Below are 21,335 nucleotides of genomic sequence, written 5' to 3'. Positions count from 1 at the left end.
GCCTGGGCATATTCCAGCGACATTCGAGATGTTGCCGAAGGTGCTGAAGGTAAGGTGCTGAGTCGGGCGGTTAGGAGAATGAGTCGGAAAAGCGGTGTAAGAGATTGATTTCATAGAACTGCCCTCATCCGCCTGCCGGCACCTTCTCCCCGTAATGACGGGGAGAAGGGACAAGCGGCAACGCCGACGCCTCCCGCTCCCCGTTTTTCACGGGGAGAGGGTAAGGGTGAGGGGCAAATTCATGGGGCAGGTTCCTTGTAGTCTGGTTAGGCCCCCATCGCCCTGACCATGGCCTGGATCTTCGTCGCCTTTTCGAAATGGTCGAGCTTGTGGGTACGGATCCACCATTCGGCGGCTTCCATCAATAGTTCCGGGTCGTCGTTCCTGTTGGCGAAAAACGCGTAGAACGACAGCCCGACATCGGGGCCCTTGGCGGCGATCTTGCGCTCGCAGACGTCCAGTATCTTTGCCTTCAGGCCTGCTCTCAAAATAAATCCTCAGACGAATCGTTCGGCAGCTTTCCCTCTCGTGAGGCAACAAGTCAAAGGCCGGCGTCCGCCATATCAAAGCTTTGCCGGAAAACCCGGTGCGCGCAGATCGGTTTGGGTGGCGTCTTCCAAAAGCTTGACGATCATCGTCGACCAGGCGTCGCCGCCATAGTTTGCCTTGCCCTGCTCGAAGATGGCTGTGACGCGCGATGCGAGATCGAGAGGCACGCCGAGTTCACTGGCCATGCCGAGCGCGAAGCCGAGGTCTTTCAGCGCCAGATCCATGGTGAAGCCGATGTCGTAGGAACCATTGAGCACGAGCTGGCTTTCGGTCTCGTGTACGAAGCTGTTTCCGGAAGAGGCTGCGATCGCGTGGTAGGCCTGGGCGAGGTCGAGCCCGCCTTTCCTGGCCAGCATCAGTGCCTCGCCGGCGGCGACCAGGTGGATGAAGGCCAGCATGTTGGTGATGACCTTGATCACGGCTGCCGAACCAATCGGCCCCATCAGGAACGAGCGTGCGCACATAGCCTCGATGGCTGCGCGGTGGCGCGCGTAAAGGGCTGGGTCGCCGCCGACGAGTGCTGTGATGTTGCCTGAAGCCGCGAGATGAACGCCGCCGGTTACAGGGCATTCGAGCGTGTAGACGCCGCTTTCAGCGGCAAGGTCGGCAAGGCGCAGGATGTCATCGCGGCCATTGGTCGACATTTCGATCCAGGTGGCACCCTTGGGCAAACCGGCGAGCAGCCCGTCCGCCCCGGCCACCACAGCTTCGCTGACCCTGGGCGAGGGCAGGCAGGTGATGGCGTTGCCAGCGCGGGCTCCTGCGTCGGCAGGGCTGATGGCTGCGGTCGCGCCGAGCGCGACAAGGCGGCCGACGGCGGCCGGGTCGCGATCGAAGACGGTGATCGGAAAGCCTTCGCGCAACAGGCTTGCGGCGAGGTGACCGCCGAGATGGCCGAGGCCGATAAAGGCGTAGGCGATGGGTTCTGTCATGGCATCAGCGGCGTTTGCCCCATCTGCAGGTGCAGATGGGGACCGTCATAGGGATTGGCCTCGCACACCGCCTCGTCGAGTTCGACGCCGAGGCCGGGCTCCTTCGAGGGGATGACGTGGCCGTCCTGCCATTCGATCTTTTTCTTCAAAAGCGTGGCGTGGAAGCCTTCCCACTGCCTGAGCGATTCAAGGATGAGGAAGTTCGGCAGCGTGACGGCGAGCTGGATGTTGGCGGCGCCGACGATCGGGCCGCAATAGCAGTGCGGTGCTACCTGGATGTGATAGGCCTCGGCCATGGCCGCGATCTTCTTGGTTTCGAGGATGCCGCCGGAGCGGCCGAGATCGGGCTGCAGGATGGCGGCGGCGCGGTTTTCGATGACCCGCGCAAATTCGAATTTTGTCGTCAGCCGCTCGCCGGTGGCAATCGGGATCGAGGTGCCGCGCGCCACCTCGGCCATCACCTCGGGCATATCAGGCGGCACCGGCTCCTCGAACCACAGCGGATCGTAAGGCTCGATGGCGCGCGCCATGCGCAGAGCGCCTGAGGCGGTGAACTGGCCGTGGGTGCCGAACAATATGTCGGCGCGGGTACCGACGGCCTCGCGGATGGCTTTCATCATGCGCACCGACAGGTCGATGTCGGTCAGTCGCGGCTGATGGCCGTCGAAGGCGGTCCATGGCCCAGCGGGGTCCAGCTTCACGGCGCTGAAGCCCTGGCTGACGTAAAGGGCTGCGCATTCGGCGGCCATGTCAGGGTCGTTGTAGACGTTCTTGGGTGCTGCGTCCTCGGTGTGGACGCTGCCGGAATGCGGGTAGAGATAGGTGTAGGAGCGCAGCGTCTCATGCACCTGGCCGCCGAGCAGCTTGTAGACCGGCTTGTTAGCCTCCTTGCCGATGATGTCCCAGCAGGCCATTTCCAGCGCCGAGAAGCAGCCCATGGCCGATACGTCGGGACGCTGGGTGAAGCCGGAGGAATAGCAGCGGCGAAACAGGTTTTCGATGTCGTGCGGGTCCTGTCCCAACAGGTAGCGCTCCGCCATGTCCTCGATCATCCGTGCCGTGACATGGGCCGAGAAGGTGGCGTTGTAGGCCTCGCCATAACCGACCACGCCGCCGTCGGTGGTGAGCTTGACGAAGATGAAGTACTTGCCGCCGATGCCGGGCGGCGGGTTGTTGACCACGAAGGTTTTGACGTCGGTGATTTTCATCGTTGCTCCTCCGGTCGTGTGAAATCGTAGACGTTAGGCGCTGCCCCTCATCCGCCTGACGCCTCCCTCTCCCCGTCCTTTACGGGGAGAGGGTAAGGGTGAGGGGCGGCGCGAGTTCTCATGGCTGCTCACCCCATATCCTCCAGCACCATCTCCGCACCCTTCCAGCCGGTCATGATCGACGCGGCGTTGGTGTTGCCGGTGATGTTGTCGGGGAATATCGAAGCGTCGATGACGCGCAGGCCGGAAAGCCCGTGCACGCGCAGGCGCGGGTCGACGACGGAGGTGCGCGGGTCCGGCCCCATGCGGCAGGTTGAGACAGGGTGGTAAACTGTGCCCGAGCGCTTGGCGAAATCCTGAATCAAGTCCGGGTCGGAAGTGATTGAGGGGCCTGGCAAAACCTCTTCCGCTGTTATCTCGGCTATCTCAGGCATAGAAGCCAGCTTGCGCAGGAATTTGACCGCATCGAGCATCTCGGCGACGTCGGTCTCGGTCGAATAGGCGTTGACGGTGATGCGGGGATGAACAATCGGATCGGCCGAGCGGATCATGATCTCGCCTCTGCTCGAGGGCCGGCAGTTGGACAGGCCGATGGAAAAGCCAGGGMAGGGGTCGGGCGACAGGATCGGCCGYTCGCCTGATTTGGGCAGGACGGTGGAAAAGACCTGGAAATAGAGCTGCATGTTGGGGCGGGCGCGGGCAGGGTCGGAGCGGAAGAAGCCGCCGCCCTGGTTCATGCTCATCGACAGCGGGCCGGTGCGCAAAGCGAGATATTGCATGCCGACCAGAAGCTTGCCCCACCAGGGGCGCAGGATCTGGTTCAACGTCGGCACCTTGGCCTTCCAGGTGTAGTTGATGCCTTGGTGGTCCTGCAGATTGCGGCCGACATGTTCTTGGGCATGGACGACGGGGATGCCGAGCTCGCTTAGCAGCACCGCCGGGCCGACGCCGGAAAGCTGCAGCAGCTGAGGCGAGTTGACCGAGCCGCCGCACAAGATGACCTCTTTGCCGGCGCGGGCGGTGAGTGTCTTGCCGTTCTGCAGATATTCGACGCCGACGGCGCGTTTGCCTTCGAACAGGATTTTTGTTGCCAGCGCACCGGTCTCGACCCGCACATTGGGGCGCTTCATGGCCGGATGCAGGAAGCCGCGCGCTGCCGACATGCGGCGACCACCCCTGGTGGTGATTTGATAAACACCGACACCCTCTTGCGAGGGGCCGTTGAAGTCTTGATTCAGCGCAAGACCCGCCTGCTGTCCGGCCGCAAGGAAGCGCTTGGTGAGCGGATGAACTTTCTTCCTGTTGTCGGTGACGTGGATCGGGCCGCCGCTGCCGCGCAGTGCGTTGCCGCCGGCTTCGTTGTCCTCGATCGCCTTGAATGCGGGCAGCACGTCGTCAAAGCCCCAGCCGGGGTTGCCGGCGTCGCGCCATGCGTCGAAATCCTCGGCCGCACCCCTGATCCAGACCATGGCGTTGATCGAGCTCGATCCGCCCAGGATCTTGCCGCGCGGCCAGTGATCGGCATTGCCGGCAAGGCCGGGATCGGGCTCGGCGGCGTAGTTCCAGTTCACTTCAGGGTCGAAGAAGGTCTTGCCGTAGCCGAGCGGCATCTGGACGAAAAAACGTCGGTCGCTGCCGCCTGCTTCGAGCACCAGTACGGAGTGGCGGCCGCTTGCGGAAAGGCGCTCGGCAACGACAGAACCAGCAGAGCCAGAGCCGACAACAATGAAATCGTAAGTCTGCATGGGAACGCTGGCCGCCCGGATGGCATTTGATGTCGGAGCAAGACTAGCGCCGGCCCGGGCGAGCATCACCGGAGGTTACGGCATGGCCTGTGAAATATGCGACGGCTTTTGACAGGCCAAGCGGTGTTGACGCCCGCGCGGCCCGGACGATACGGGTTGAGCTACAACATGCGAATCCTGGAGTGAGGCGATGGTGCAATATGCGGACGGCCGGCCGCACGGCGAACTGACACTCAGGACGCTGGCCATGCCATCGGACGCCAACGCTGCCGGGGACATCTTCGGCGGCTGGGTGATGGCGCAGATGGACCTTGCCTGCGGCATCCGCGCCGCCGAGCGAGCGCGGGGCCGCGTGGTGACGGCGGCGGTCAAGGAGATGGCCTTCGCCAAGCCGATGAAGATCGGCGACACGCTGTGCATCTACACCCATGTCGAGCGCGTCGGCCGCACCTCGATGACGCTTAAGGTCGAAGCCTGGGCGCAGCGCTACCTCTGGATGAGGACCGCCGCGCGGCCTTCTTTGAGCTCTTTTCGTTAAGGCACTGAGATTTCAAAGCCTGGCGACTACGAAGCTCCGAGGGTCCTCATCCTGAGGTGCGAGCCCGACACCGCCCTGAACAATCACGCGCGGCGTTGAAGGGCGAGCCTCGAAGGACGCACTTCAAACGCTGGTCTACACCGCCGCCGCGTCGAACTTCGTCCGTGCCTCGGCGACGCGGCGCTGGTTGAGGCGCGCCCATTCGCCAAGTGCGTTGACGGGAACGAGCAGCTCGCGGCCGAGATCGGTCAGTTCATAATCGACGCGCGGCGGGATTGTGGGAAATACGGTGCGGGTGACAAAGCCGTCGCGTTCGAGCCCGCGCAGCGTGGTGGTCAGCATCTTTTGCGAGATGCCGCCGACGCCGTGGCGCAACTCGTTGAAACGCATCGGTCCGTCGCCGAGCTTGCCGACGACGAGCACGGTCCATTTGTCGCCGACACGCTGCAGGATATCGCTGACGGCGCGGCAATCCTCGGTGCGGTGCGGGTGCCTCGGTATCAAAAAAGTGCCTCCTTGTGCAGGGGTTTTTCAGTCACCTATATAGCGTCGGTATCCATTAGTTACCAGTATCGCTCCGATACTCACGCCCGAAAGGTTCCTGCCATGTCCAAACCCAAGATTGCCATCGTCGTCGGCTCGACGCGCGCCGCACGCTTTGCAGACACGCCAGTCGAGTGGATTGCCAAGATCGCAAAATCCCACGGCGATATCGAGGTCGAAATCGTTGACCTAAGAGATTTCCCGCTGCCCTTCTTCGATGAAGTGGCGTCGTCCGCCTGGGTGCCGTCCCAGAATGAGGTTGCCCAGCGCTGGCAAAAGAAGGTCGCCGAGTTCGACGGCTTCATCTTCACCGCCGCCGAATACAATCATGGCCCGACCGCCGTGCTGAAGAACGCGCTCGATTATGCCGCCAAGGAGTGGAACAAGAAGCCCGCCGGCTTCGTCGGTTATGGCGGCGTCGGTGGCGCACGTGCCGTCGAGCAGCTGCGCATGCATGCGGTGGAATTGCAGATGGCGCCGACAAAGGCCGCCGTCCACATCGTCTGGGCTGACTTCCTGGCGGTTCGCCAGGGTGAAAAGAAGCTTTCCGACTTCGAACATCTCAACCAGGCGGCCAACGGGCTGATCGAAGAGATCACCTGGTGGGCGAAGGCGCTGAAGATCGCGCGTGAAGCTGACGTGCTTGCCGAAGAAGCCAAGGCAGCCTGAGCAGCAAGTTTCCTCCCAAGGAATTTCCGGGCGGCCTTGTGCCGCCCTTTTTTCATGCCTGTGGGTCGGGTGACTTGAACCGCCGGAGCAGTTGCCATGTCGTGACGGTTGAATATCGGTGGCGGTCCAGGACAATGATCGACCGCTGGCCGAATAGCTCTCAGCGGTCCAGGCGTAGCATAGCGAATACCCTACCTTACCGGCTCGCGCTGGCTGCCGGGCAGGCGGGAAGCCAAAACCTTGTCGATGCGGCGGCCGTCGAGATCGACGACCTCGAAACGCCAGCCCTGCGCATCGACGCATTCGCCGGTCGCGGGCAGGTGGTGCATGTGCGACAGCACATAGCCGGCGACGGTCTCGTAGTCGCGGTTCTCCGGCAGGTCRATGTTGAGCTGGTCGGCCATTTCGTCGGCCTGCATGTAGCCGGCGAGCAGCCAGGAGCCGTCCTCGCGCTGGACGGCGTTGTCGACATCGTCCTCATCGAGGTCGGAACGGAACACGCCGGTGATGGCCTCTAGAATGTCGGCTGGCGAAACGACGCCTTCGAAATGGCCGTATTCGTCATGGACCAGCGCCATCGGCACATCGGACTGCTTGAGCGTGGCGAGCACGTCGAGCGCATCGGCCTGATCGTGGACGATGGGGGCTGTGCGCACGTGCTTGCGCGGATCGAAGGCGCGGCCAGCGAGCAGCGAGGCGAGCAACTCGCGGCTTTGGATCACGCCTACCATGGCGTCGACCGAACCTTCGCCGGCCGGCAGGCGCGAATGCTGGGTTTCCATCAGAAGCTTGCGGGTGACAGCCTCGTCGGCCTGGAGATTGATCCAGTCGACCTCGGTGCGCGGGGTCATGACGGCGCGCACGGCGCGGTCACCCAGGCGCATGACGCCGGCGATCATGCGGCGCTCGTCGGATTCGATGGTGCCGTGATGCTCGGCCTCGGCGACCAGCATCTTGATCTCCTCGTCGGTGACCTTTTCCTCGCTCTCGCCGCGCTGGCCAAGCAGCCACAGCACCGAACGGCCGGAAATGTCGAGCAGCCAGACCAGCGGGGCTGCGATCTTGGCAAGCAGCGCCATTGCGGGCGCGACACGGACGGCGACACCCTCGGGGTCGCGCAGGGCGATTTGCTTGGGCACCAGTTCGCCGATGATCAGAGAACCATAGGTGATGACGGCGACGACGATGCCGACACCGAGCGCATCGGCGAGACCGGCGCGCAGGCCGTACTCTGCAAGCATGCCGCTCAGCCGCTGGCCGAGCGTTGCGCCGGAAAAGGCGCCTGACAGCACGCCGACCAGCGTGATGCCAATCTGCACCGACGACAGGAACTTGCCCGGGTTGGCGCCGAGGTCGAGTGCGCGTCCTGCACCCTTGATGTTGCGGTCGATCATCGCCTTGAGGCGCGCCGGGCGGGAAGAAACGATGGCAAGCTCGGACATTGCCAGAAGGCCGTTCACACAGATGAGGACGACCACGATACCGATTTCAGCATATAACATGATGGTCGCTGCATAGCATTCCTTCTGCCCCTTCGAAAGGACGGCAGCGAAAATACAGTTTGGCAGTGCTGTGGCGATGGCAGCGCTACTTGTGGGGTACAAGAACCGCCATCAGCACCTTGCCGTCAGTGAAGTAGGGATCGCCACCGCCGTTACGACCGGCGCTTGTGAAGCCTATGCCGGGTATCGTCTTGACTGCCTCGGTTTGTCCGGCAGCGGTGAGATCGTGGATCAGCGAATCGCGTTCGGCGTCGATGTCGGGCGCGATGTGGTGCGTGATTTGGCCGGTGTCGTGGCTGAGGCCGACGCCGCGATCGAAGCTCGCCGAACCGTACCACGTCGGCCGGCCGTCAGTACCCGGCGTAAATGTCACCCAGAGGCGGACGTGGTGACGCTGGTCAGCGCTTTTGCCAACCGGTTTTTCGAAGGCGAGGTCCTCGCGGCGACCGTCAAACAGCAGCGTTGAAAAGGGGCGTTGACGTCAGGCCGGTCAAGCAGCACGCTTTCGCCGATCTTGATGTCGGATTTCACGGATAGGCTGGTTGCGCGGTCCCAGTGGGCAGCAGCGAAGGCCTCGATGACATCTTCTTCCGTGCCCACCAGGCTGACATTGATGGGGTCGCCGGGAATGCCGTCAGGGGTGGTCGTCATCAGGGCGGCGGGCTTGAGGTCGTCGCGCAGGATGTGGAAGGACCAGAATTCGGGGGCGGCGAAATAGRCAAGCCCAAGATAGGCCGCACAAAGGGCCGCAAACCACAGGGTCGCCTGTCTACGCAGTTTCCCCGCCATCGGATGCAGCCGTCGCAAATGGATTGAACCGACTTTCTATCGCGAATTCGATGAAGGGGCAAATCCTGGGTTGGTTTAGCCCCATCGGCAGGTAATCGAGTTTAGCGGCAGGCGCGATAGCCGTTTCGGCGCTGTTTGATGTCGAAATGGAAGTGGTTGCGATGGTCGTAATTGTAGCCGGGGCCAAGCACGGTGTTGAAATAGCTGCAGCCGTCGGCGCGAATGGTGTTGAGGAAGCCGCGGGTGCGGAAGGCAAACAGGCCGGGCTTCTTGACGTCGATGTCGCGGCCGCTGTTGAGCTCGATGCGCATGATGTCGAGCGCGTTGCCCTTGCCGTGTTCTGACAAGGTCCGCGAACCGGCGATCTTGCGGCAGGAATAGCTCGAACCCTGGTGGATGGTCTTGACGCCGGAGAAGTAGCGCAGGCGCGCCGCCGGCACCAGGTCGCGCTTGGTCCAGGCGGCGAAGCTCGCCGCCATGGCGCATGTGACGGTAGCGGCGGGCTTCATCTGTACCGAGCCGATGGCCGAGACCTTGACCGGGTAGTCGATGCCGCAGGCAGCACCGTCACTGATCGGCGGCAGGTCGCGATATTGCACGTCGAGCTTCTTCAAGTCGGCGCGGCAGTCGACCTCGTCGGCTGGCATGACGGCGGGCCGCATCGGTGCTGTCTGCGGCCGCTCCGAGGGATCGTCGAGCTTGGGATAGGCGACCATTTGGGGATTGGACGGCACCAATGYCTGCAGCCCGCGCGCCGGGACAAGGGCCGCGGTCTGGACGGGCCGTGGCGCAGCAACGGTCTGTGCGGGTGGCGGCGCGGCAGCGGTGATCTCGGGCATGGATTGCGCCTGGGCGTCGAGCGTCGGCTCGATGGCCTGGGGTGCGGTGGCCATCATCGCCATGTCTGGCTGCGGCGCTGCAGCCATGGCCACAGGCACCGATTGGGGTGCTACCTCGACCACGGGCAAGGAGGCTGTCTGCGAGCCGACATCGACGGCCGGCTGGAGCGCGAAGACGTCGCCGGTGGTGCAGGAACTTGTGCCAAGGCCTGCGATCACCAGCGTTGTGGCGAGCAGCAGGGCGCGCTGGCGCGAGGTGCCACGCTGCGATGTGGTGGTTGCGATGGCGGCGCGCGAATCTGCGGCCATGCGAGGCTCCTGTCCCGGTAGGGCTAGAGTCTAGCTGGCAAGGGTAAAGGAAAGATCAGCGGCCCCATTTACGGCTGCGGCGGAAATGGGGCGTCACTGGCAAAACGTGCCACCATTGCGCCGGGGCGCGAGATCAAGATGGAAGTGCAGCGAATGGTCGGCGTCGCTGCCGGGGCCGAGCACCGTCTTGAACGGACCGCAGGCAGCTTTGCGGATTGAAGCCAGAAACGTCGCGTTCTTTTCGGGTGGGGCCGGTTCGACCTCGATGGCGGTGCCCTTGGAAAGGGTGAAGCGGGCAATGTCGAGCGCATTGCCGAAGGCATGTTCGGACAGTTTTCTGGTGCCGTTGCGCGGCCGGCAGACATAGGCCGAGGCTTGGCCGATCGTTGTCAGATCTTCGCCGAATTCGGTCTTTGCGGCTGGAGAGATGACATCGGTGGCGAAGCGAGACGTGGCTTCTGCGGTGGCGCAGTTGATGACCGCGTCGGGCTCGATGTCGATCGAGCGGGACAGCCGCTTCAGCTTGAGCGGAAAGGGCAGGGCGCAACCGTCGGCATCGTGCTGCGGCGCAAATTCTTCGAACTCGGCGCCGAGTACCTTCAGGCGCGTGCGGCAGGCTGTCTCTTCGATGGGCATGGCGGCTGGCCGGGGAGCATTCGAGCGCTGGTCGGGCAGCATCTTGGGCGCGGGAGGACCGATGAATCCCTTGTCCGGCAAGAAGGGCGCGGCCTTGGGCGAGCCGGGGCGGGCCTGCGGAATTGGGACCGAGGCCTGTTCGGGAGGCTTGGTGACAGGCGAGGGCATCGGCACGGCGGGAGCGGGCGCGAATTGGGGCACCGGGCCTCGCTCAGGCAGGTTGATCGCTTTCGGGCGAGCGTAGGCTAGCTGTGGCAAGGTCGCCAGAGCGATGATCAACAACAGCGATGAGCGGTGAGGTCTGCTGAAATGCATCGCCGTCAACGGCGAGCACCCCTGACCGGTTGCCTGCAAGGCCGGGCGCATCGCATCACTTTCGGTGACGTCGGTGTCACCGAAGGGTCGAAATGGGCAGGTCAGGCCCCCAGCGCGTCGAGACCTTCTTCGAGCCAGTTGCCCAGCATCGGCATGCCAAGCAGGTATTTGGCCGTGCGCCGGTTGCTGCGCGCCCGCGCTTCGGCGACGGCGTCCTGCCACTCCGACGCGTCGTAGTCACCGCGGCCGAGCCAGGCCAGCGCCACGAGTTCGGCCGCCTCATCGACATTGAGGTCGCTGATCAGCTCGTGCAGCTCTTTTTCGGTGAGGTTTTCTTCCTCTTCCTCGGCGAGCCCGTCGTGATGATGATTGTCGCGGGTGCCGCCGTCATATTCGATCTCGTGCTCGGCGCCGTCCTCGTAGTCCTCGTTGACGCCGGCGCTGATCGCCTTGGCCTTGAGGATGAACAGCCGGACGGTGTCCGGTCCGATGGACAGGTCCCATTCCTTTTCGCGCCGCTGCTGCACGAGCGTGCTCCTGGTTGCCTTCCCCCGCACCGATGATAGCGCATTTGGCGGCAACGTCACTGCCTGGATATTCGCGGCGTGGTTGTTATGGTTGACATGACTTCAAGAGAGGCGGAAATAGCGCGCCTTCCTCCCCCCTCCATCCGGTATTTCCCCAATGGCTATGCTGCTTTCGCCCAAGGTTCTTCCCGTTTTGATGCTCATCGCATCCAACGTGTTCATGACCTTCGCGTGGTACGGGCATCTCAAATTCAAGGCGGCTCCGCTCTATGCGGCCGTCATTTTCAGCTGGCTGATTGCCTTCTTCGAATACTGGCTCGCGGTTCCGGCCAACCGCGTCGGCCACGAGGTTTATTCGGCAGCCGAGCTGAAAACGATACAGGAAGTGGTCACACTTTCCGTCTTCGTCATCTTCTCGGTGTTCTACCTCAAGTAAGGCATCACCTGGAACCACGCGATGGGCTTTGCCTTGATCGCCGGTGGAGCGGCGCTGATTTTCCGCGGCTGATGTTGGACGAAATGCCGACGCCAGCGCGTTGACCTCGCCGAGGGGACGCAATGGTGGAGGTTAAACCATGCAAACCCGATATCTGAAACTCCTGGCAAGTGTGCTCGTGTCATTGCCGCTGTTTGCTGCTCCCGTGCTTTCGTCCGGTGGCGGAGGCGGTGGAGGCGGAGGCGGTGGAGGAGGCGGTGGTGGCGGCGGTGGTGGCGGCGGTGGAAATGGCATGTCCGGCGGCGGTGGCAGTGGAAATGGCACGTCCGGCGGCAGCGGCGGCAGTCTCTTCGGCAGCGGCGGTATCTTCAGCGGCAATGGTGGCGGCCAGGTCAAATGCCGTACGGGCTTTATCTACAACATCAGAAGCAAGAAATGCGAACATCCAAAGGCCGGCATGATCGACGACGAGAGCCTGTTCCTGGCTGGCCGGTCGCTTGCCATGGACGGCAAATATGACGATGCGATCAAGGTTTTGACGCTCGCCGCCGACAAGACCGACGCGCGCATCCTCAACTATCTCGGCTATTCGCATCGCAAGGCCGGGCGAACGCTGGTCGGCTTGGGCTACTACAAGGAAGCGATCCTCAACGATCCCAACTACATGCCCGTCCGCGAATATCTCGGCGAAGCGCATCTGACCTTTGGCGATGTCGCGGGTGCTCGGGCGCAGCTGACCGAGATTGCCAATCGCTGCGGTATCAGTTGCCGCGAATACGGCCTGCTGTCGGAACAGATCCACAGCTACGTGAAGACCTAGGATTCTAGCCCAGGCGCGCCCGCGGTTCTTTCGCTGTCGAAATCGAAAACTGCGGGCGCTCATCGTTTCTGGTGCTCTGGCCGGACGAAATGCCGCCGCCAGCGCGTTGACCTCGCCGAGGGGCCCAATGGTGGAGGTTAACCATGCAAGTCCGATATCTGAAGCTTCTGGCAAGCACGCTCGTGTCTCTGCCGTTGTTCGCAATTCCTGTCCTATCGGCTGACGGCGGCGGTGGAGGCGGAGGAGGCGGAGGCGGTGGGGGAGGCGGCGGCGGTAGTACCCAGGTCAAATGCCGTACAGGTCTCATCTACAACGCAAGAACCAAAAAATGCGAACGGCCCAAGGCGGGCATGATCGACGACAATAGCCTTTATCTGGCTGGTCGCGCGCTCGCCATGGACGGCAAGTATGACGACGCGATCAAGGTGCTGACGCTTGCCGCCGACAAGACCGACGCGCGCATTCTCAACTATCTCGGCTACTCCCACCGCAAGGCCGGCCGGATTCTCGTCGGGTTGGGATACTATCAGGAAGCGATCCTCAACGATCCCGACTACATGCCCGTCCGCGAATACCTGGGCGAAGCTCACCTGACGCTTGGCGATGTCGCCGGCGCGCGGCTGCAGCTGAACGAAATTGAACAGCGCTGCGGGACGAGCTGCCGCGAATACGGCCTGCTGTCGGAACAGATTGAGACCTATCTGAAGGGGGTGAGGCTTTACTCCGGCGGGATGGCGACGATTGCTCGCCGTCCCTCAGTGCCGATTGCATCTCACCCTGGATGAAACGTCGACCGAAATGCGTTAGCTTACGTATGGGCAATCTCAGGAGGTGGCGATGCAGTCCCGATATCTGATGCTTGTGGCAGGTGCCGTGGTGGCGCTGCCGTTGTTTGCAGCGCCGGTGCTAGCGGCCGACAGCGGTGGCTCGACCCCGCCTGCGTGCAAAGCTGGTTTCATCTACAACAAGAAGACGCAGAAGTGCGAACCTGCCAAGGCAGGCATGATCGACGACAACAGCATCTATGAAACCGGCCGCGCGCTTGCCATGAACGGCAAGTATGACGAGGCGATCAAGGTGCTGACGCTTGCCGCCGACAAGACCGACGCGCGCATTCTCAACTATCTCGGCTATTCCCATCGCAAGGCAGGGCGCGTGCTGGTCGGCCTTGGCTATTACCAGGAAGCGCTGCGCAACAATCCCGACTACACGCTGGTGCGCGAATATATGGGCGAGGCCCATCTGATGCTCGGCGACGTTGCCGCCGCACGCGTGCAGCTATCGGAAATCGAAAAGCGCTGCGGCAAAGGCTGCCGCGAATACGGCATGCTGGAGGAAAACATCGAGGCGTATTTGAGGGGCTAACTAATAGGCAGTAGGGCAATAAGGCGGTAGGGCAGTGAGGCTCATTTCGCTACTGCCCTAATCCGCCCTCGACAGGCGCACGATCATGCCATTGTCCTCGTCCGTCAAAAGCCAGACCGCGCCATCGGGGGCAACCACGACATCGCGGATGCGGCCGAAGGCGCCTTCGAACATGCGCTCCTCACTCAGGATCGTGCCCTTGGAGTCGCGGTGAAGCCTGCTCAGCAGCTCGAATTTGAGCGCACCGACCATAAGGTCGCCCTTCCATTCGGGGAACATCTCCCCTTGATAGCTCGCAAGACCTGAAGGGGCGATCGAAGGATCCCAGTAAAAAAGCGGCTGTTCGTAGCCGGGTGCTGCGGTTCCGATGCCGATTTTCTTGCCGTTGTAGTCGACGCCGTAGGTGATGACCGGCCAGCCGTAGTTCTTGCCAGCTTCGGGATGGTTGACCTCGTCGCCGCCCTTGGCGCCATGTTCGACGGTGATCAGGCCGCCCATCACCGGATCGATGACCGCGCCCTGGATGTTGCGGTGACCTTTCGACCATATCTCGGGCGCCATTTTCTTGCCGTCGGGCGCGGGGTTGTCAGCGGGAATTGAGCCGTCGGGCTTGATGCGGACAACCGCGCCTGCGGCGTCGTGCATATCCTGGGCGCGGTCGCGCTGGCCAAGGTCGCCTGTGGTGATGAACAGCGTGCCATCGTCGTTAACGACGATCCGCGAGCCGAAATGCACGCTGGCTTGCGATTTCGGTGTGACGGCGAAGATTACCTTGATCTCTTCGAGGCGGGGATTGGCTCCGTGGCGCACCAACCTGGCGCGGGCGACCACCGTGCTTGCGCCGCCTTTGCCCGGCTCGGCATAGGCAAAAAAGATCGTGCCGGATTTTTCGAAATCGCGCGCAATCGCGATGTCGAGCAACCCGCCTTCGCCGCCGACCGCGACCTTGGGCACGCCTGCCACAGGTTTTGACAGGCCAGATTTGGTGAGGATGCGAATGCGGCCGGGCCGCTCGGTGATGAGAGCGCCACCATCGGGCAGGAAGGCGAGCCCCCAGGGGTGTTCGAGGTCTTTTGTTACGACATCGGCGCGAAGCTTGACCTTTTGCGTGTCAACATCGCGGCCCAGGGCAAGGGCTGGCGAAACAAGAAGCATGAAGGCGAGCGCGTAGAGACAAGGCTTCAAGGTCATTGGTCCGACATAGGTGCAAAGACGGGAGCGGCAACCATGACAGAGCATCAAAGCGGTGCAGTTTCAATCACAAGCGGGTGAAGGAAAGCGGCGCCAGGTTTTCGCTACCAACAGCTCAATGGTGGCAAACGAATTTTTTGACGTGAATTCTGCGTCAGGATTGCTATATTCGCCGGAGATAGAGGTGAGACGGTTCCGTTAGCGAGGCTGCCGGACCGTTTTCTTTTTTTGTGCCTCGCGGCAACAACAGGCAAGCCGCGCGGCAAAGGCCAGGAGAGGTCGACTATGAACAAGGTTCCGATGACGGCGGGTGGGTTCGTCGCGCTGAAGGAAGAGCTGCGCTGGCGCCAGCAGGAAGAGCGTCCGCGCATCATCGAGGCCATCGCCGAGGCACGCTCGCATGGCGATCTTTCGGAGAACGCCGAATATCACGCGGCGAAAGAATCGCAGAGCCTCAATGAGGGCCGGGTCAACGAGCTCGAGGACTATATAGCGCGCGCCGAGGTGATCGACGTCACCAAGCTCAATGGCGACAAGATCAAGTTCGGCGCTACGGTTGTTCTCCTCGACGACGACACCGAGGAAAAGAAGACCTATCAGATCGTCGGCGACCAGGAAGCCGACGTGAAGTCGGGTCGCATTTCGATCTCCTCGCCGATTGCGCGTGCGCTGATCGGCAAGGAAGTGGGCGACGCCATCGAGGTCAACGCGCCGGGCGGCGCACGTGGCTACGAGATCGTCCAGGTGCAGTTCATCTGAGGCGCGGAACGGCATTGGCCGTCGCCATGCCGGACCAGGCAAAGAAGATCGAGACTGCCGACCGCGCCGAAAAATCCGGCGCGGTCGGCATGGCGCGCATCGAGGTGCTCGCGCCCAATCTCAAAAAACGGCTTTCAGGCGTCACCAGCACCATCGTGCAACTGGTGCCGGTACAGGCGCGCGATCTGGGCATTGCCGTGTGCGGGCCCGGCCTGCCCGAGACCCTGCCCAAGATGCGCTGGTGGCAATTGCCATCGCTGCTCAAGCGGCCGGCTTCCAGGCGCCCGCGCATCTGGCACGCGCGGCGCAATACAGAAATGGTGGCCGGGCTTGTCCTTCGTCACATCTTTCGGGCGCAGCTCAGGCTGGTTTTCACCTCCGCCGCGCAGCGCGACCACAGGGCCTTCACCAAATGGCTGATCCGCCAGATGGACGGCGTGATCGCGACAAGTCGGTTGTCGGGGCGTTTTCTCGAAGTGCCGCACAAGGTGGTGATGCACGGCGTCGATCTCGACAAATTCCATCCCCCGCGCACGACTGACGATGAATTCGCCGCTGCCGGCCTGCCCGGCAGATATGCGATCGGTTGCTTCGGCCGCGTCCGGCATTCGAAGGGGACCGACCTGTTCGTCGACGCGATGATATCGCTTCTGCCCCAGCATCCGGAATGGACTGCTGTCATCACCGGCCGGGTGACATCAGAGCACAAGGGCTTCGCCGACGAACTCAGGCAGCGGATCGCCGCGGCTGGGCTTTCGGAGCGGATCCTGCTGCTTGGCGAAGTGCCCGACGTTGCCGTGTGGTATCGGCGGGTGCGCCTCTACGTCGCGCCGTCGCGCAATGAAGGTTTTGGCCTGACGCCGCTGGAGGCGATGGCCTCGCGCACGGCCGTGGTTGCAAGCGATGCCGGCTCTTATTCCGAGATCGTCACACCAGGCGTGACCGGCGCCTTTGTTGCCGCTGGCGATGGTGTCGCCTTGCGTGAGGCGATCAGGCCCTATCTCGCCGATCCGGCCCTTGCCGAAGCGCATGGCGCTGCCGGGCTTGAGGACGTCTCCAAGCGGTTTCGGCTTGAGAACGAGGCGGCTGGGCTGCGCGAGGTCTATGACCAGGTGTGGGCGAACGGCTAGCACGACACCAGCCTGTCGATATCACACCAAATCGGCGCTGCGTCGGGTGGGGAGCGCGAATGAAGATCTACCTGATCAACCTCGACCGGGCTGCCGAGCGGCTGTTGTGGTTCATGCAGCAGATTGACGGCAAGGGGCTCGATCTCATCCGCGTGGCGGCGGTCGATGCGTCCAGGCTGGATGAGGCCGAGATGGATCGCTGGCGCGCACTTTCCTCCGGTCAAAAATCGCTGTCGCCGCCGGAAATCGGCTGCATGCTCAGCCATCGCAAGGTCTGGGAACTGATTGTCCAAGGAGCCGACGAATGGGCATTCGTGGCCGAGGACGACATCCATCTCGCCGCCGACGCGCCGCTATTTTTGCAAAGCGCGAACTGGATTCCCAAGGGCGCGGATTTGGTGAAGGCCGAGACCTTCTTGAACGAGCTCGAAATGTCGGCTGCCGTCTGGGGGCAACCACATGGCCACGAATTGAGGCGGCTCAAGTCGCGGCATTTCGGCACCGCCGGCTATTTCATCTCGAAGAAGGTGGCCGTGCAGCTGCTTACCTACACGGCGAAGCATTGCGAGCCGGTCGACCTGATCCTTTTTTCCCGCGAACTCGGGCTGCTGGACGAATTGACCGTGCTGCAGCTCAGCCCCGCGATCTGTGTGYAGCATATGGCAGCACCCGGCGTGAAGGCGGCAGCAGGCAGCGGGCTTTCAAGCCAGATCGACGGCGAGCGGCTGCGCTTCCATCGCAACCATCCCAAATCCGTGAGGCTGCGCGGCATGGCCAGGGTGTGGCGGGAAATCAAGCGCGTCGGACAAGATATCATGGCTCCCCTGCGCAAGGCCGCCCGTATCTTCAAGCGCGAGTCGGTATTCCGCTCGGTTCCGATCACATTGGGTGGCGAGAGGAACCGATGCTCGTAGTGAGCCAGCCAATGGCCGTGAGCAGCGGCTAGATCGCCACCGGCCCGTCATCCTTGACCTGGCGGATGGTAAGTGCCGTGCGCACTGTGTCGACATTCGGCGAAGAGGTCAGTTCCTCGATGACGAAGGTCTGGAACGTGCCGAGGTCAGGGGCGAGGCAGTGCAGCATGAAGTCCGATTCGCCCGAGACCATCCAGGCGCTGCGCACGATTGGCCAGCCGCGCGTGCGGTCGGCAAAGGCTTTGAGGTCGACCTCGGATTGGCGGTTGAGACCGACGAGGCAAAAAGCGACCACGTCCATGCCAAGTGCCGGCGCGTTGAGCAAAGCGCGGTAGCGCTGGATGATGCCTTCATCCTCGAGGCGCTTGACGCGGCGCAGGCAAGGCGGCGCCGAGATGCCGACGCGGCGCGACAATTCGACATTGGTCATCCGCCCATCGTCTTGAAGTTCGCGCAGGATCTTCCAGTCGATGGCGTCGAGATCGGCCTTGATGGGCATGTGTGCTCCGGGACTCGCGCAAGAATCTTGCGCATTCACGTAATTAAACTACTCGCAGCCATTGGGAAGCCCAAGCGCAGAAATCGGTGCTCGCCATGGGGCGAGTTCCGCCAAGGTCAAGCTTTCGGGGGAGTAACATCTTGCCGCCTTGCGCGGGGTATGGGTGAACACCTAGATTAGGGGCGATCCGCAGCCTGTATTGACGGGGTGCTGCTTTTTCCAATGACCATGAAGGCCCTTCGATGTCCGCCAAACATGCGCCAGTTCTCATCATCGGTTCGGGTCCCGCCGGATATACGGCGGCGATCTACGCGGCGCGCGCCATGCTCAAGCCGATGCTCGTCGCAGGCATGCAGCAGGGCGGCCAGCTGATGATCACCACCGACGTTGAAAACTATCCCGGTTTTGCCGAGCCGATCCAGGGCCCCTGGCTGATGGAACAGATGCGGGCGCAGGCCGAACATGTCGGCACCGAGATGATCAACGACATCATCACCGAGGTCGATTTCGACGTGCGGCCGTTCCGTGCCAAGGGCGACTCCGGCACTGTCTACACCGCAGACGCCGTGATCATCGCCACCGGCGCACAGGCCAAATGGCTCGGCCTGCCGAGCGAACAGGTGTTCCAGGGTTTTGGCGTTTCGGCGTGCGCGACCTGCGATGGCTTCTTCTACCGCGGCAAGGACGTGGTGGTGGTCGGCGGCGGCAATTCGGCGGTCGAGGAATCGCTCTATCTCGCCAACCTCGCCAAGACGGTGACCGTTGTGCACCGGCGCGACCATTTCCGCGCCGAGCGCATCCTGCAGGAACGGCTGTTTGCCAAGGACAACATCAAGGTGATCTGGGATCACGCGGTCGAAGAGATCGTAGGTGCTCCTGCACAGAAGCCGATGCCGCCTTCAGTCAACGGTGTCCGGCTCAAGAACGTGCATACTGGTGCCATCACCGAGATGGCGACCGACGGCGTGTTCGTGGCGATCGGCCATGCGCCGGCGGTCGAGCTGTTCGTCGGCAAGCTCAAGCAGAAGCCGAACGGCTATCTCTGGACGGCGCCGAACTCGACACGCACGGACGTTCCGGGCGTGTTTGCGGCCGGCGACGTGACCGACGACATCTACCGCCAGGCGGTGACTGCGGCAGGCCTGGGCTGCATGGCGGCACTTGAGGCGGAGAAGTACCTGGCCGGAATTGAAGTGCATCGCGAAGCGGCCGAATAGGCCGACCAAACGCCTTACATAAGAGGGGAAAAATGGCGTTGGATTGGGATAAGTTGCGCGTGTTCCACGCAGCGGCGGAGGCTGGGTCGTTCACGCATGCGGCGGAGACACTGAGGCTGTCGCAGTCGGCGATCTCGCGACAGGTGAGCGCGCTCGAGCATGACATCGGCGTGCCGCTGTTTCACCGCCATGCGCGCGGGCTGGTGCTGACCGAACAGGGCGAGATGCTGTTTCGTACGGCGCATGACGTCTTGATGAAGCTCGAGACGATCAAGACCCGGCTGACCGAGGCCAAGGACAGGCCCTCAGGCGTGCTCAAGGTGACGACGACTGTCGGCCTTGGCGCTGGCTGGCTGACGCAACGCATCCAGGAATTCCTCGAGCTCTATCCCGACATCCACATTCAGCTGATCCTCGCCAATGAGGAGTTGGACCTGACCATGCGCCAGGCCGACTGCGCTATCCGCCTGCGCCAGCCGCAGCAGCCGGACCTGATCCAGCGCCGGTTGTTCACCGTGCATTTCCACCTCTATGCCTCGCCGGCCTACGTCAACAAATACGGCAAGCCCGAATCCATCGGTGATCTCGCGAACCATCGCATCGTCACTTTCGGCGTGCCGGTGCCGACACATCTGAGCGAGCTCAACTGGCTTGAGACGGTGGGCGATTTTGAAGGCGGCCAGCGCGTGCCGACGCTGCAGATCAACGACATCCTGTCGATCAAGACGGCGGTGCAGACCGGTGCCGGCATCGCCATGCTGCCCGACTATGTGGTGGGCAAGGATGCCGGGCTGGTGCAGCTTCTGCCTGAAACGGAGGTGCCGTCCTTCGACACCTATTTCGCCTATCCCGATGCGATGCGCGATCAAGCCAAGCTGCATGTTTTCCGCGATTTTGTGATCGCCAAGGCGCGGAGCTGGGCTTTCTAGTCTCCACGCCATGGCGTGAGGCGCGGCAGCCAGCCGGGAACATTGGCGCGGTAGGTTTCGTATTGCTCACCGTAGCGCCGGGCGAGAACCGGCTCTTCGTAGATGCGCACGAAGGTTGCCATCGCAGCACCCATGACCACGGCATAGACCGCGAGCGGCCAGTGGGCGAAGATCAGCGCCTGGCGCCAGCGCATCGGCCCGAAAATCGGATTCGATTTTCGGTAAGCACGATGCGCAGACTTCAAGTGTTAGAGCGTCCTTTGCGCGTCCAAGAGGACGCGCGGCGCTCTAATGATGACCGACACCACCGCGACATACATCGGATTGCGGACATGGCGGTAGGCACCGCCGATCACGAGCCTATCGGTCGGCGCGATCGGGGCAGGGGTGCCCAGGCCGTCGAGCGCGAAACGGGCGAAGGCATGCATCAGCACCCCAAGGCCGATGGCTGCGAGGCATGAGCCCGCGATGACGAGCGGCTAGGGTGCCAGGGGCAGGCCGTAGCGGCCGGTCAAAAGCCAAGGCACGTGGCCGGCGACCACGCCTGGTGCTGCAGCGAAGAAGACGGCGCTGCCGAGGATGGCGGATGGTTTGCGCAAGCGTGCATTCCTCTTCATCAGCAGGGCTGAAACCCAGGCATGCTGCCTATTGGCTTGGCTTCCGCTGCAATAATGATCTCGTCGTGCCCGCTTTGCCAGCATCGCACGGCAGCGTAGATTTCTCCGGGTTTTTGTTGGGAAATGGCCCGTTCGCGTGCGCTGCAGCATCGATAACATGCGATTTTTGGCATGAAATCTGGTCCTATTCGGCTTCTAACATTGTTGGACCACAGCCTGCGTCTTTTTGCATGCGTGCGATGCAAAATAGATGCTTGTTTGTTGGGCATGATGAGCACATATATTGATCATCTCCGGGGCGCGTTCCTCCTCCCATTAGCGCCCTTGAGTGTTCCCCTCTGGAGGTTCGCCTTAATC

21 protein-coding genes and 3 pseudogenes are annotated in these 21,335 nt (G+C 62.5%); 11 read left to right on the top strand and 13 right to left on the bottom strand.

Annotation, left to right across the window (positions count from 1 at the left end):
• Nucleotides 1-266: 266 nt before the first annotated feature.
• The 4 genes from AC1DUU_RS07525 to AC1DUU_RS07510 form a co-directional block, all read right to left on the bottom strand.
• The gene (locus AC1DUU_RS07525) at nt 267-488 is read right to left on the bottom strand and encodes a DUF6500 family protein (RefSeq protein WP_476782794.1); all 222 of its coding nucleotides are present in this window, start codon (nt 486-488) and stop codon (nt 267-269) included.
• A 75-nt stretch (nt 489-563) separates the two neighbouring features.
• Nucleotides 564-1,481, bottom strand: a complete 918-nt coding sequence (locus AC1DUU_RS07520; RefSeq protein ID WP_476782793.1) for an NAD(P)-dependent oxidoreductase — start codon at nt 1,479-1,481, stop codon at nt 564-566.
• Nucleotides 1,478-2,689 carry a mandelate racemase/muconate lactonizing enzyme family protein gene (locus AC1DUU_RS07515; RefSeq protein ID WP_476782792.1) on the bottom strand — a complete coding sequence of 404 codons (1,212 nt, stop codon included), beginning with the start codon at nt 2,687-2,689 and terminating at the stop codon, nt 1,478-1,480. The genes AC1DUU_RS07520 and AC1DUU_RS07515 overlap by 4 nt, the downstream gene beginning before the upstream one ends.
• 128 nt (nt 2,690-2,817) lie before the next feature.
• Complete coding sequence (locus AC1DUU_RS07510) at nt 2,818-4,434, bottom strand: GMC family oxidoreductase (protein WP_476782791.1); 1,617 nt, start codon at nt 4,432-4,434, stop codon at nt 2,818-2,820.
• 190 nt (nt 4,435-4,624) lie between these two features.
• Between AC1DUU_RS07510 and AC1DUU_RS07505 the strand changes: the two genes are divergently transcribed.
• The gene (locus AC1DUU_RS07505) at nt 4,625-4,972 is read left to right on the top strand and encodes an acyl-CoA thioesterase (protein ID WP_476782790.1); all 348 of its coding nucleotides are present in this window, start codon (nt 4,625-4,627) and stop codon (nt 4,970-4,972) included.
• A gap of 135 nt (nt 4,973-5,107) precedes the next feature.
• Here AC1DUU_RS07505 and AC1DUU_RS07500 read toward each other — a convergent pair whose 3' ends face one another.
• Nucleotides 5,108-5,476, bottom strand: coding sequence for a winged helix-turn-helix transcriptional regulator (locus AC1DUU_RS07500; RefSeq protein WP_476782789.1), 369 nt, complete (start codon nt 5,474-5,476; stop codon nt 5,108-5,110).
• A 102-nt stretch (nt 5,477-5,578) separates the two neighbouring features.
• On the opposite strand from AC1DUU_RS07500, the gene AC1DUU_RS07495 reads away from it, so the two are divergent.
• Nucleotides 5,579-6,184, top strand: coding sequence for an NADPH-dependent FMN reductase (locus AC1DUU_RS07495; protein WP_476782788.1), 606 nt, complete (start codon nt 5,579-5,581; stop codon nt 6,182-6,184).
• A 191-nt stretch (nt 6,185-6,375) separates the two neighbouring features.
• Here the strand turns inward: AC1DUU_RS07495 and AC1DUU_RS07490 are convergent, their stop codons facing one another.
• From AC1DUU_RS07490 to AC1DUU_RS07470, 5 genes and pseudogenes are all read right to left on the bottom strand, one after another.
• Nucleotides 6,376-7,686: a hemolysin family protein gene (locus tag AC1DUU_RS07490; RefSeq protein WP_476782787.1), complete on the bottom strand. Its 1,311-nt coding sequence runs from the start codon at nt 7,684-7,686 to the stop codon at nt 6,376-6,378.
• An 85-nt stretch (nt 7,687-7,771) separates the two neighbouring features.
• Nucleotides 7,772-8,475, bottom strand: a pseudogene (locus tag AC1DUU_RS07485) (LssY C-terminal domain-containing protein).
• A 101-nt stretch (nt 8,476-8,576) separates the two neighbouring features.
• Nucleotides 8,577-9,371, bottom strand: coding sequence for an extensin-like domain-containing protein (locus AC1DUU_RS07480; RefSeq protein ID WP_476782796.1), 795 nt, complete (start codon nt 9,369-9,371; stop codon nt 8,577-8,579).
• Nucleotides 9,372-9,716: 345 nt separating this feature from the next.
• Nucleotides 9,717-10,460: an extensin-like domain-containing protein gene (locus AC1DUU_RS07475; protein ID WP_476782786.1), complete on the bottom strand. Its 744-nt coding sequence runs from the start codon at nt 10,458-10,460 to the stop codon at nt 9,717-9,719.
• A 215-nt stretch (nt 10,461-10,675) separates the two neighbouring features.
• Nucleotides 10,676-11,101, bottom strand: coding sequence for a DUF3775 domain-containing protein (locus AC1DUU_RS07470; protein ID WP_476782785.1), 426 nt, complete (start codon nt 11,099-11,101; stop codon nt 10,676-10,678).
• Between the two features lie 157 nt (nt 11,102-11,258).
• Here AC1DUU_RS07470 and AC1DUU_RS07465 point away from each other — a divergent pair.
• The 4 genes and pseudogenes from AC1DUU_RS07465 to AC1DUU_RS07450 all read left to right on the top strand — a co-directional run bounded on the left by AC1DUU_RS07465 (nt 11,259) and on the right by AC1DUU_RS07450 (nt 13,722).
• Nucleotides 11,259-11,609 (top strand): annotated as a pseudogene (locus AC1DUU_RS07465) (DMT family protein).
• A 67-nt stretch (nt 11,610-11,676) separates the two neighbouring features.
• Nucleotides 11,677-12,357 (top strand): tetratricopeptide repeat protein, encoded by a 681-nt coding sequence (locus tag AC1DUU_RS07460; protein ID WP_476782784.1) that lies wholly within the window; start codon nt 11,677-11,679, stop codon nt 12,355-12,357.
• A gap of 350 nt (nt 12,358-12,707) precedes the next feature.
• Complete coding sequence (locus AC1DUU_RS07455; protein ID WP_476782783.1) at nt 12,708-13,142, top strand: tetratricopeptide repeat protein; 435 nt, start codon at nt 12,708-12,710, stop codon at nt 13,140-13,142.
• 52 nt (nt 13,143-13,194) lie between these two features.
• Entirely contained in the window at nt 13,195-13,722 is a 528-nt protein-coding gene (locus AC1DUU_RS07450; RefSeq protein ID WP_476782782.1) for a tetratricopeptide repeat protein, read from the top strand.
• Nucleotides 13,723-13,779: 57 nt separating this feature from the next.
• On the opposite strand, the gene AC1DUU_RS07445 is transcribed toward AC1DUU_RS07450, so the two are convergent.
• Complete coding sequence (locus AC1DUU_RS07445) at nt 13,780-14,913, bottom strand: PQQ-dependent sugar dehydrogenase (protein WP_476782781.1); 1,134 nt, start codon at nt 14,911-14,913, stop codon at nt 13,780-13,782.
• A 285-nt stretch (nt 14,914-15,198) separates the two neighbouring features.
• Between AC1DUU_RS07445 and greA the strand changes: the two genes are divergently transcribed.
• The 3 genes from greA (at nt 15,199) to AC1DUU_RS07430 (ending at nt 17,716) form a co-directional block, all read left to right on the top strand.
• Nucleotides 15,199-15,672, top strand: coding sequence for a transcription elongation factor GreA (greA, locus tag AC1DUU_RS07440; RefSeq protein WP_476782780.1), 474 nt, complete (start codon nt 15,199-15,201; stop codon nt 15,670-15,672).
• 89 nt (nt 15,673-15,761) lie between these two features.
• Complete coding sequence (locus AC1DUU_RS07435; RefSeq protein ID WP_476782795.1) at nt 15,762-16,802, top strand: glycosyltransferase family 4 protein; 1,041 nt, start codon at nt 15,762-15,764, stop codon at nt 16,800-16,802.
• A 59-nt stretch (nt 16,803-16,861) separates the two neighbouring features.
• Nucleotides 16,862-17,716 carry a glycosyltransferase family 25 protein gene (locus AC1DUU_RS07430; protein ID WP_476782779.1) on the top strand — a complete coding sequence of 285 codons (855 nt, stop codon included), beginning with the start codon at nt 16,862-16,864 and terminating at the stop codon, nt 17,714-17,716.
• Between the two features lie 28 nt (nt 17,717-17,744).
• On the opposite strand, the gene AC1DUU_RS07425 is transcribed toward AC1DUU_RS07430, so the two are convergent.
• Nucleotides 17,745-18,215, bottom strand: a complete 471-nt coding sequence (locus tag AC1DUU_RS07425; protein ID WP_476782778.1) for an Lrp/AsnC family transcriptional regulator — start codon at nt 18,213-18,215, stop codon at nt 17,745-17,747.
• Nucleotides 18,216-18,457: 242 nt separating this feature from the next.
• Here AC1DUU_RS07425 and trxB point away from each other — a divergent pair, with 242 nt between their 5' ends.
• A complete protein-coding gene (gene trxB / locus AC1DUU_RS07420; RefSeq protein WP_476782777.1) occupies nt 18,458-19,432 on the top strand; it encodes a thioredoxin-disulfide reductase in 975 nt (324 codons plus the stop codon).
• Nucleotides 19,433-19,464: 32 nt separating this feature from the next.
• Entirely contained in the window at nt 19,465-20,361 is an 897-nt protein-coding gene (locus AC1DUU_RS07415; RefSeq protein ID WP_476782776.1) for a LysR family transcriptional regulator, read from the top strand.
• Here AC1DUU_RS07415 and AC1DUU_RS07410 read toward each other — a convergent pair.
• A pseudogene (locus tag AC1DUU_RS07410) lies at nt 20,358-20,960 on the bottom strand (methyltransferase family protein). The gene AC1DUU_RS07415 and the pseudogene AC1DUU_RS07410 overlap by 4 nt on opposite strands.
• Nucleotides 20,961-21,335 lie beyond the last annotated feature (375 nt).

Source organism: Aminobacter sp. P4_H6_2, from assembly GCF_056400805.1.
This window is presented reverse-complemented; position numbering and strand designations above follow the sequence as displayed.

Coding starts and splice junctions, on each gene's coding strand:
- greA (WP_476782780.1), top strand. CDS start 15,199: ATGAACAAGGTTCCGATGACGGCGGGTGGGTTCGTCGCGCTGAAGGAA.
- AC1DUU_RS07435 (WP_476782795.1), top strand. CDS start 15,762: ATGGCGCGCATCGAGGTGCTCGCGCCCAATCTCAAAAAACGGCTTTCA.
- AC1DUU_RS07445 (WP_476782781.1), bottom strand. CDS start 14,913: ATGACCTTGAAGCCTTGTCTCTACGCGCTCGCCTTCATGCTTCTTGTT.
- AC1DUU_RS07520 (WP_476782793.1), bottom strand. CDS start 1,481: ATGACAGAACCCATCGCCTACGCCTTTATCGGCCTCGGCCATCTCGGC.
- AC1DUU_RS07450 (WP_476782782.1), top strand. CDS start 13,195: ATGCAGTCCCGATATCTGATGCTTGTGGCAGGTGCCGTGGTGGCGCTG.
- trxB (WP_476782777.1), top strand. CDS start 18,458: ATGTCCGCCAAACATGCGCCAGTTCTCATCATCGGTTCGGGTCCCGCC.
- AC1DUU_RS07505 (WP_476782790.1), top strand. CDS start 4,625: ATGGTGCAATATGCGGACGGCCGGCCGCACGGCGAACTGACACTCAGG.
- AC1DUU_RS07515 (WP_476782792.1), bottom strand. CDS start 2,689: ATGAAAATCACCGACGTCAAAACCTTCGTGGTCAACAACCCGCCGCCC.
- AC1DUU_RS07460 (WP_476782784.1), top strand. CDS start 11,677: ATGCAAACCCGATATCTGAAACTCCTGGCAAGTGTGCTCGTGTCATTG.
- AC1DUU_RS07455 (WP_476782783.1), top strand. CDS start 12,708: ATGATCGACGACAATAGCCTTTATCTGGCTGGTCGCGCGCTCGCCATG.
- AC1DUU_RS07495 (WP_476782788.1), top strand. CDS start 5,579: ATGTCCAAACCCAAGATTGCCATCGTCGTCGGCTCGACGCGCGCCGCA.
- AC1DUU_RS07425 (WP_476782778.1), bottom strand. CDS start 18,215: ATGCCCATCAAGGCCGATCTCGACGCCATCGACTGGAAGATCCTGCGC.
- AC1DUU_RS07415 (WP_476782776.1), top strand. CDS start 19,465: ATGGCGTTGGATTGGGATAAGTTGCGCGTGTTCCACGCAGCGGCGGAG.